Here is a 9812-nt window from a genome sequence, read left to right on the forward strand (position 1 = left end):
TGAGCATCCGGTGCTGTCTCCCGAATTGCCATCAGCATCGCTTGATCCGCTTCAATTCCTTCGGAACTACCCAATTTCACCTTCAAAACATTTGCCCCTGTCACCTGCCGCCAGTCGCGCAATCGCTGTAAAGCACCAGATGGGGAATTAATTCCAATCGTCACAGAGGTGGGAACAATCCGATCTCGATCCAATCCCCACAAACGCCACAGCGGTAAACCCAGCCGCTTTCCCTGCCAATCGTGCAACGCCATATCAATTGCCGCCCACGCCGCAGAAGGGATTTGCGCTGCTTGCAACACCTCCTCAATTTTCTGCTTTTCCCAAGGGCTATATGCCTCTAACAGCGGCGCGATGCCTTGCAATGCCTCCAAGAGAATCTCCGTAGTTTGCGGCGGTTGTCCGACTCCAATGGAAAAAGGCGAAGCTTCCCCCCAGCCTTCAATGCCGTCTGCGATCGCGCGTACCCACACATTCATGGTTTGCGCTGTCGTCCCGCGACTGATGGTTAAAGGAAATCGCTTGTTTACTGTAAAGGTTTCTACGCTAATCTGCATTGTTGTATGCTTTATGATTTTTGAATCTACTTTGGATTAGTTTATGAAAAACCTTAGCAAGTGGAAAATTTTAAATTCTAAAATGGTGATAAATAATCAATGGTGTAAAGTTAGGCAAGATGAAGTCGAATTACCCAACGGGCAAATTGTCGATGACTTTTTTGTAAATATTCGACCTGATATTGCTGTTATTTTACCAATCACTCAGCAAAAAGAAATTGTTTTTGTTCGTCAATATCGTCATGCCGTCGGAGAAATTTTATTAGAACTTCCTGCGGGTGCTTTTCATCCAGAGGAAGAAGATAGTGTTGTAGCAGCCGCTAGAGAATTAGAAGAAGAAACGGGATATGTTGCCGAGCAACTCATTAAATTGACAATTTTATATGACAATCCACCAAAAGATACAAATAATATCCATTTATTTTTAGCTGAAAATGTTCATTTAGCTAGTCAACAAAGGCTAGATGTTACCGAAGATATTGAAGTTGTCTTGATTCCTGTTTCAGAAGTTATAGAAACAATTGCTCAGGGGAAAATTTGCGTTTCTGGAACAATTGCTGCTATTTTCTTAGGGTTGAATTTTTTATCTTGTCGAGCTGCTCAGTAAGTTGATACAAATAATCTAAATTTCTAAAAGCTGATAAGGGTAATTTAGCTAAATTTTACTAATATTTTTCTAGTGTCCATTCCCAGCTCAGACAGATTCATGTTTTTATTGATTTAACTTAATTGTATTCTCTAGATTGATAATGAGAACATTCTTGGCAAGGCCCAAAGGGATTTACTGCACAACGGATGTAAGCCGAATGAGCATTAAACTGACAAGTAATATCCCCAATTAAATAACCCACGCCTTCAATGTAATGTTGATCTGAAGGCATTTGCATTCTTTGCATTTGCCGAGCTTCTATCCTCCGCATCGCTGCTTGCAAACCCGCCATGTTTCGTGCTTCTATCCTGCGAACGTGCCACACTGAAAGCAGCCCTGGTATTAGACTAACAACAAAAATGAGGAGAATTTCTAACACACGCTTATCCCTTCATCTTATCCTTATACAATTCTACCCGATTCATATAAGTAGGTAGCCGTAAGTATTTGTAAAGTCAGTTTAGCTTATGCACTACCCATTGAAACTTTGCGAATAATGGGTTTCTCTATTGTTCAAGTTAAGGCTAAATTCGCTTTGCCGTTTAAGCATCTCGATTATAACTTTCCAGACATTCTCTAGGTTGAGTGGTCTGAAACGCCACATTCCTAATTGATGGAAGTTATTAACGTCTATTCTTTAGTCTTCAGTCTGCAAGGAGCGTACCGCTACACTAACCATTCTATTTTTAAGGTTAGCGTGATTTCCCTCTATCTCGAAAGAGAGCCAATGAAGCTTAAACTTATTCAACCAAAGGTATACAAATCTCTAGATCCAAGAGTCTATTCTAGGATCTAGAATGGAACACTGCATTAGGTGTAGTGAGAGAATATCCGTGCTGAACCTCGACTCCTTTTTCCCCCAAGAAATGACGACCGCGCCCGAACATCCCCTAGCAGCAAATCGAGATTTGCCGATTTCGGGACAAAGCGCATCTAAGGAAAAAATTCGTCACATCCAACAACGCGATCGCATTCCGGGAGTCGTCAAGCGGATAGTTTCTTTAGATGCGAATACTTTCTGGGAATACTGGTGGTGTGTTCCAGGGCGCATCTTGCTACCGGAAGATATAGAACTTTTAAGAAGCGATCGCCTCCGTGTAGAATCGATCCTGTCAAAACTGGTTTGGCTGTTTGGCGGTTACTGCTTTGGAGACGATACTCCCCAGCAGGGAGAGCAAAAACCCATCTATGATTGGCAGCAAATCATAGAATTTGCCCGACAGCATGGGTTTGAATCTTATGTGCTGGATATCGATTTTCTCCCCAGCGCCATTCAGCTTGATAACCGAAATTCCCAGCTAACTGAAAAGACTTCCTCTACTACTCATGTTGCCGTTGAACCCGCTCATTGGCATATTGAGTTTTTTCGACTGCAACCCGCCGAAGCTGAATTTTTTGAGATTCAGGAAGTCAAAAACCTCTGTAGCTGCCAAATCTGGACTGGCAAGCCGTTCCTCAAAAACCTACAAACTGGCGAAGCCGTAACCCGATACGACTTGTGGGTTTCCTATCCGGGTCATATCACAAATACTCCTTGGATGCAATAGACTCCAATACCAAAACCTGGGTGGAAATGTGGTACTTTAACCGTTCAACTCGACCCTGTCCTGCTATTAACTAATCCAATCCATCGCGTTTAGAGCCAATATTGTCATGAAAAAGCATACCCAAGAAAAAGCCAAGACTTTAGGAGACTGGGCATACCTAGCGATTGAAAAACACTTTCAAAAAACGATTAAGCACGAATCTGATGTTATCAAAGACAAAGATCCAGAAGCGTTACACCAGATGCGCGTGGGAATTCGTCGTCTACGTTCGGCGGTAAAAGGTTTTGCACCCGCGCTGGATCTTCCCAAGTCAGCCCAAGAAAACAAGATTGGCAAAATTGGTCATCGTCTTGGCGGTTTGCGGGATTTAGACGTGCTTCAGGACGCCCTAAAAAATCGTTACCATCCGAATTTACCCTCTAAAGAACAGAAATCTTTAAAAGAGGCGATGAATGCTCTGGATAAACAACGCCAGCACGCGCTAGAACAAGTCCGGGATACCCTGGAGCATCAGCAATACAACAAACTCAAGCAATCGTTGCAAGGGTGGTTGAAGCATCCGACTTATCAAGAAATTGCTCAGATGCCGGTAGAGCCGGTTCTGCCAGATTTACTGTTGCCAGAGATAAGTCAGTTATTGCTCCATCCAGGTTGGTTGCTAGGAATTGAATTTAAAGCTGGACAGATTGAAGGTAAAGAACTAAAACAATCAGCTGTATCGCGACTTTTAGCAGATGAGGGAGAAGTTCTCCACAGCTTGCGGAAAGAAGCCAAGCGCGTGCGCTACCAAATGGAACTATTTTCTGACTTCTATGGCCCTGCTTATGCAGGTTATCTGCAAGACGTAAAGTCAGTTCAAGAAACTCTGGGGAAAATTCAAGACTGCGTTGTTTTAGTAGATGTGCTGAGTGAGGTCTTGCACTCCAAACTCAAACACCAACTGCCAACACTGACTGAACAGCTAGATCAAACTGTTTACGAAGCGTGGCAAGAGTGGCAACCCCTACAAGAGCGTTACTTAAATTCCCAAACACGACAAGCCTTTCACCTGGCATTGTTGCAGCCGCGCGATGAAAGTGATATTGACAATGAACCGAAAAATGAACACACGAACGAACACAAGAATCAACAAAGTGGCTTAAAAGATGGGACTAGCGGTATCGGTTTTGGCACATAGCTTTAGGGATGCAAAAGGAGCTTTTATTCTGTAAAACGATGGGCTAGCCTGAAAGTTGGAAAAAATATTCTGATTAACGGATGCAAAAGTTCATAAGCCGACTGCGCGTGCGATACCACGAGATGGACTCCTTGGGGCACGTTAACAACGCAGTCTATCAGCATTACCTAGAACATGCAGCAGTCGAACACGATGAACATCTCGGCTTTAACCAGAAAGTCTACCAGGAACTCGGCGGCGGCTTTGTAATGCGGCGGATCGAGATAGACTATTTGCGTTCTGCTGTTGCAGGCGATCGCTTAGAAATTACCACCTGGCTACACCTAATTCAAGGAACCCGTGCCATCCGTCGCTATGAAATCCGCAAACAGGAAGAAGCTCCGCTATTAGTGACAGCAGAGGCGTTGTGGGTGTGGGTGGATCTTGCCGCAATGCGTCCGCGAGCCATCCCTAAGCAGATCCTAGATGCCTTTGGGCAATTGTTTGAGTCTGCGGTATCCGAATAAAAAATCCCTTGCCTAAGGCTAATTAAGTCATTAGTCACCAGTCCATTGTTATGGGTCATGCATTCTTTGTTACTGACCCATGACCTATGACTTGTAACAATCTTTAATTATTTTGACTCCTTGAATATATCTTGCGGCAGAAGGGTGTGCGATCGCCATACCCGTAGAATCTCTCTGGTCTAATCAATTGACCACTGGTTCTATAAATGGCCTTGATGGTCAGCGATTCTCGCGTATTGCCAGATTCTACGAAATACAACAACAAGGAGAATTAAATAATGCAGCGCATTTTTTCAGCATTAGGGCAAGCATTTCGCAACAGTATTTTGATTCTGGTTACGGTGAGTTTGCTTAGCCTCTCCAATTTATTCATTTTTGCAAATCAGCCTGCTTATGCAGCGACAAGCTCAAGTGCAAATATTAACCGTACTTCAGACCCTACTGAAGACGCTAGTTTTCGAGAAGAAGCTTACGAAGAAGCCGCAGAACAAGCTCGGAATCCAGATAAGCAGGATGAGATTTACAACGAAAGTGTAAAAGCAAACAAAGGGCCACAGGCAGAGAATGGCTTAGTTGAAGGAGCCAAAGAACTGGTTGAGAAAGTAACAGGTCAAGGCGATAGCAAATAGCTATTTGGGTAATTGATTCGTGAGTCATTAGCCCTTGCTACGGATTAATGACTCATGACAAATGGCGTAATAATTAGGGATTAGACTTAGCGCAATTTGGAACGTCAGCACCAGCTTGTCTCTTTGATAAATTGACTTCCCATCCAGGTAAGTTCCACCAGACAACACGCTTTTGCGGCTGTATCCAAAAGTCTAGATGGTTGATATCGCCGTTTTTAAACACAAGCGTTGGAAATTTTGGATAGTCGCGATCGCTCGTTTCTGAGTAATTGCGTCCGAAATAATTCATGCAAACTCTTAAGCCCTGAGCAACGCCCAATTTTTCAACTCCAGTGCCTTTTAAGGTTGAATCATCGTAGCTAAGCGTTCCACTATATGATTGTCCGGCTAATGACCCTTGAGTCACATTAACCGTGAAGTCATAGGTAACGATAGACGCTTGGGCTTGACTGGTTGCGATCGCAGCAGAACCAAGAGCGACAATAGCGATCGCCACTGAAAATTTGGGGAACAGGTTGAGCATGGCAGTGTTGATTGATGTTTTAGAGGTTAGCCGTGAGTATCACTCATGAGATGCAATAAACAGGACAAGTTCAGCCCTCCTTGAGTCCTGCTGGATAGGAATGCTTAATGGACAGTTGCTGACGTATAGGGATTTAGATAACTATCAATTGCGTTATTGAACCTAAAAAGAGGATTTCCACATTAGATTCCGTTAGAAAAATTGCAGAAATTCTTTCTTTTGTACCACGTTTTTTATTAGAAATTTCTCTCAATATATGAAATTTTTGTTTGACATCGACCTTTAGATTAACCCTCGCCCTTGTAATGCAGGAATTAGTACATTCATAATTAGCCGATGATCTTCGTGACCAGCATTCGGATCTACAACAGAGGTCACATTGTTGCCAAACTTGTTATTTTGCCCTGCCCAAGCTGCAAGTGCCTGATCTTCAGCAGATAATACGTCTGCTGCTCCACCGCTTGTAAAAAGTATAGGTAAATTGGCTCCTCCCGCCAAACTCAATATCTTTTTAAGTTTTGCTTTCGTATCCATGTCGCCTGCTAAAGCTTGACCAATACGTGCCTCTACTTCATTGCTACCCTTCGCTTTTGCTGCTTTGTAGGTGCTTGGCATTGCCCGGTCTAAAATCAAAGCTTTCACGTTTTCGCCCCGACTCTTCATAACTCGCTTGACTAAAGTAGCAGCTACTGGACTACCTAACGAATAGCCATGAACAATGATGTCAGTTGATGGGACATTCAATGTATTTCTCACATAGTCATACATAGCTTCGGCATCTTCATAGAGTCCGGCTTCGCTTGGATCGCCCCCGCCGCCACCGGGTCCATTGACGGTCTTGTAACTGTCTCCAAACCCTCGATAGTTTATAGCTAAAACTTGTGCCCCAGCAGGAACATACTCACGAGCAATCTTTGTCATATAGTCCTCTGCTGAACTCCCACTTCCCGATAAAGTCAGAACTGTTGTGTTTGCTCCACCACCAACAGGTCTGTAGAGTTTTCCTGTAAGAGTATTTCCATTGGTGCTTTGAATCGAAACCGCTTGCGTAGCGATAGCGTTAGGATTTATTAATCCCCCACCCAAGGTATTACGACGAGCGGTCTCGTCCCCAAAAAGCTCATTCCGGGCTACACCAGCTACATCATTTGCTACTGTTTTCGCACGCTGGAGTGTAGGGCTATGATTCACATGAGTAACTAACTTTCCTTTAGGCTGTGGTTGTAACTGGCGCTGAATAGCTCCCCTATTTTGCTGTACAGTTTTTCCCAGTGAAGGTTGCAAGGTTGTTGGAGAGTTTAAGCGATTGATTACTTGAGTCGCAACACGATCCGCTTCCTGCTCATACTTATCTCCTGGCTCCCCAATGGTCAACTTTGCCTGTATTGGTGGTTCTGACAACTGTTGCGAAGAGTTCAAGGGCGATCGCTTTCCCCCCAGTTGCACTCCAGGTGTCCCCAGCCGACCCATAGGCTGGATTTGTGGGGCAACTTGTTCCCCAGGCGAAGTAACCGCAACCTTAGAAAAGTCAAATCCGCTTCGCGATGCCCTTTCCTGGTTCTGCTCCCAGAAATCATTCATTTTCGCTTGCAACAGACCTAACTGTTCCTGCTCGATCGGGGTGATGGTGCCACGCTCTTCCTTGAGCTGGAGTCCAAAAGCTTCAAACTTGTTCCGATTAAAAGCTTGATTCGCTAATTCTTCTGGTGTCTGTTGCTCCTTCGGCTTCATCTGTATCGGAGCCGCAAACGGGCGACTTCTCAACTGAATCGTCGGCTGTGGTATGTAAGACTTCTGCTTTTGTAATGAATGCGTTCTCTCAAATCCCATATCAGCCTTTGCCTCTGGTAGTGCGTGTCAAGTGGTATCAGATGCCCTTGATTATCGGTACCGCTGCGATTTCCATATCATAAAACAAGCAACAAAATACTCTAATATTAATAAACTTGATTGTAATTTTTGAGTCAATCCTATAATTATAAGTTCTAAAATTATGTCAGCTAAATGACGGTTTGTAAGGCATCTATTTCAACTTGATGGTTCAACTTGATTGAACCTGGCTAAAATCCTTATTTGGCGTGTTCCATAATCTTTTTTCTATGTCTGTTGCGATAATTATAGAGATGAGTGACGGGACAAATTTTCTTAAGAACTGGCAGAAGTGTTGAAAGATAGCTCAACACTTCTGGGCAATTTGGTATTTTGTGCATTACTAGAACACATCATTACCTGTTTAGGATTACCAAATTAAGTTGCAATATTCAACGCAAAGGTACGCCAAGGAAAACGTTAAGGTTCACAAAGAGATTATTACTCACCGTCCAAGTTTGAACTCAAAACTTTGTCCTTGGGTTGTTCAGCTTTCTTAGAAGTCCGTTTTTTTTGCTGAGTTTTCGGTTTAGTAACCTTGTCCTGTGGCTTCTCTTCTAGCGGTTTGGGTGGGGGTGCGGTGCCAAAGACAGGCGACCATTCTTCTCGCAGTTTCGCGATCGCTTCTTCCTTCAGTTTCGCTTCTATCTCAATCCAGGGAACGTTGCAGTAGGCACTGGGCATCACGGTGATAAAATCGCTATGATGCGGATCGCCAAAGGATTCCCGCCCGTTAGAGATATGAACTAGCTGCCATTCTGGCACGGGCCAAGTCGTCCGTGCTGCTGCCTTCATCTGGGCGATGCTGGGGTGTTCGTAGCTGTCCAGCTTTTCGTGAATAACGTGGTGATGGGCGTCAAAGACCATTGGCACGCCAGCTTCGCGGCAAACGGCGAGAATTTCTGCCGCACTATAGGCGTATTCGTCGTTTTCTAGGGCTAATCTTGAGCGAATTTCATCGGGTAAATCGCGGATGACTTGGATCAGTCTCTCAGCGCGATCGCCCTTACCACCATGTATCTCCATCATCGCCCAAGGCGATCGCGGTTGCCCCAATAAATCCATATTCCGGGCGTGCATTTGCAAAATCTTGATACTGTTCTCAATCACAGAGGGTGTATCTGAACTGAGGACAACAAACTGATCCGGGTGTACGACTAATCGGATACCAAGAACCGTTGCGCGATCGCCTGTTGCTCGCACCTGTTCCGTAAATTCCTCTAGCATCGCCTCACCCAAATCAGTATCGGCAAAAGGAAATATCCCTGAGGGAAGTCGATAAAGCCGGAGATTATTTTCTACGCAGAAATCCAGCGCATTATTTAGGCGTTGCAAATTGTCGGTATACAGCTCCCGCAGAACTTGCTGCTGTTCCGCTGTTTCTAGTTGCAATAGTCGTTTGCGAGTGAGGGCGCGGTAACGCACTTTGTCAGACGTTGTGATGCACACCAATCCTAATTCGGGTGGTGATTTTGTAGAAGTGGAATGCGCGTTTGTCCGGTTAGGCAGATTGCTTATCATCATTGTTTTATCCTTAGTCTTCGTTTGGTTTCAAAAATTTAGCTCGCCAAAGCGGTTTGTTAAAAAAATATCTGACAAATTCAATAGGACTCAATCCAGTTTTGTTCGTAAAAAAACACGAGAATTTTCGCTGTGTAGAGACGCAATTCATCGCGTCTCTACAATCTCGCTGTTTAACGAGCCATGTTATCCGAACTTTGCATTTACACTCGCTAAATTAATTAGAAACCGGCACGCCTTTAAATGGCTGGGTATTGGGAATATAAATGTCTAACGTATTGATTCCCTGCGGAACTTGTAGCCAAACATAGGCATCGGCTGAGGCACCTTGTCCAATGCTGCCAAAATCCACTGAAGGAGTCGCACGTTTAGGAGAAACCGCCTTGTAAGTCTCGTTTGTATTCGGATTGCGGGCAGTTATTGCAGATGGGTTTAAAACATCTATATCTGGATCGGTCGGACTTGCAACCCGTCGAATCCGAAACTGCATATTTACGACATTCCGAGATCCCGTTTCTGGATCGGCAACGCGCCTTACCGAGAGTAATTCTACTTGTGCCTTGCTGTTAAAAGCCTGTTGTACAAATTGCCCTGGTTGAATTCTGGCGTTGGTGTTGGTGGCGATAGTCGGAGTAGGCACTGGAGAGGCGGCGCTAGTGGGGCTGACAGTGGGGCTGACAGTGGGAGTGCTGTCTGCATCTGGTGTCGGGCTAGATGTTGTCTCTCCGATAGGCGTCGAACCGCTTTTTAAATTAGCGATCGCGTTGAGTTCCTCCCGCAGTTCAAAAACTTGATAGGCACTGAAGCCACTGCCAATAATCGCCAAAATTGAAA

The 9812-nt window shown here is 44.5% G+C and carries 10 protein-coding genes and 1 pseudogene; 5 read left to right on the forward strand and 6 right to left on the reverse strand.

The features are described 5' to 3' along the window. Positions 1 to 557, reverse strand: a pseudogene (locus H6F50_RS23745) (dipeptide epimerase); the annotation flags it as partial. 43 nt (positions 558 to 600) lie between these two features. On the opposite strand from H6F50_RS23745, the gene H6F50_RS23750 reads away from it, so the two are divergent. Continuing rightward, positions 601 to 1164, forward strand: a complete 564-nt coding sequence (locus H6F50_RS23750) for an NUDIX hydrolase (RefSeq protein WP_190430587.1) — start codon at positions 601 to 603, stop codon at positions 1162 to 1164. Positions 1165 to 1282: 118 nt separating this feature from the next. Here H6F50_RS23750 and H6F50_RS23755 read toward each other — a convergent pair whose 3' ends face one another. Beyond that, positions 1283 to 1585: a DUF6464 family protein gene (locus tag H6F50_RS23755; protein ID WP_190430588.1), complete on the reverse strand. Its 303-nt coding sequence runs from the start codon at positions 1583 to 1585 to the stop codon at positions 1283 to 1285. A 454-nt stretch (positions 1586 to 2039) separates the two neighbouring features. Between H6F50_RS23755 and H6F50_RS23760 the strand changes: the two genes are divergently transcribed. The 4 genes from H6F50_RS23760 to H6F50_RS23775 all read left to right on the forward strand — a co-directional run bounded on the left by H6F50_RS23760 (position 2040) and on the right by H6F50_RS23775 (position 5065). After that, positions 2040 to 2753 carry a hypothetical protein gene (locus H6F50_RS23760; RefSeq protein WP_190430589.1) on the forward strand — a complete coding sequence of 238 codons (714 nt, stop codon included), beginning with the start codon at positions 2040 to 2042 and terminating at the stop codon, positions 2751 to 2753. 106 nt (positions 2754 to 2859) lie between these two features. Further along, positions 2860 to 3930: a CHAD domain-containing protein gene (locus tag H6F50_RS23765; protein ID WP_190430590.1), complete on the forward strand. Its 1071-nt coding sequence runs from the start codon at positions 2860 to 2862 to the stop codon at positions 3928 to 3930. Positions 3931 to 4010: 80 nt separating this feature from the next. Next, positions 4011 to 4436 carry a thioesterase family protein gene (locus tag H6F50_RS23770; RefSeq protein WP_190410709.1) on the forward strand — a complete coding sequence of 142 codons (426 nt, stop codon included), beginning with the start codon at positions 4011 to 4013 and terminating at the stop codon, positions 4434 to 4436. Between the two features lie 278 nt (positions 4437 to 4714). After that, positions 4715 to 5065: a hypothetical protein gene (locus H6F50_RS23775; RefSeq protein ID WP_190410708.1), complete on the forward strand. Its 351-nt coding sequence runs from the start codon at positions 4715 to 4717 to the stop codon at positions 5063 to 5065. Between the two features lie 73 nt (positions 5066 to 5138). Here H6F50_RS23775 and H6F50_RS23780 read toward each other — a convergent pair whose 3' ends face one another. The 4 genes from H6F50_RS23780 to H6F50_RS23795 all read right to left on the reverse strand — a co-directional run. Continuing rightward, entirely contained in the window at positions 5139 to 5588 is a 450-nt protein-coding gene (locus tag H6F50_RS23780; RefSeq protein ID WP_190430591.1) for a hypothetical protein, read from the reverse strand. A gap of 282 nt (positions 5589 to 5870) precedes the next feature. Continuing rightward, the gene (locus H6F50_RS23785) at positions 5871 to 7418 is read right to left on the reverse strand and encodes an alpha/beta hydrolase (RefSeq protein ID WP_190430592.1); all 1548 of its coding nucleotides are present in this window, start codon (positions 7416 to 7418) and stop codon (positions 5871 to 5873) included. Between the two features lie 480 nt (positions 7419 to 7898). Further along, positions 7899 to 8981, reverse strand: coding sequence for a UV DNA damage repair endonuclease UvsE (gene uvsE, locus H6F50_RS23790; protein WP_242029191.1), 1083 nt, complete (start codon positions 8979 to 8981; stop codon positions 7899 to 7901). Between the two features lie 214 nt (positions 8982 to 9195). Beyond that, positions 9196 to 9812: hypothetical protein (locus H6F50_RS23795; protein WP_190430593.1), on the reverse strand; the 617-nt coding region annotated here is incomplete at its 5' end.

Origin of the sequence: Coleofasciculus sp. FACHB-712 (assembly GCF_014695635.1) — a bacterium.
Taxonomy (GTDB): Bacteria; Cyanobacteriota; Cyanobacteriia; order Cyanobacteriales; family FACHB-T130; genus FACHB-T130.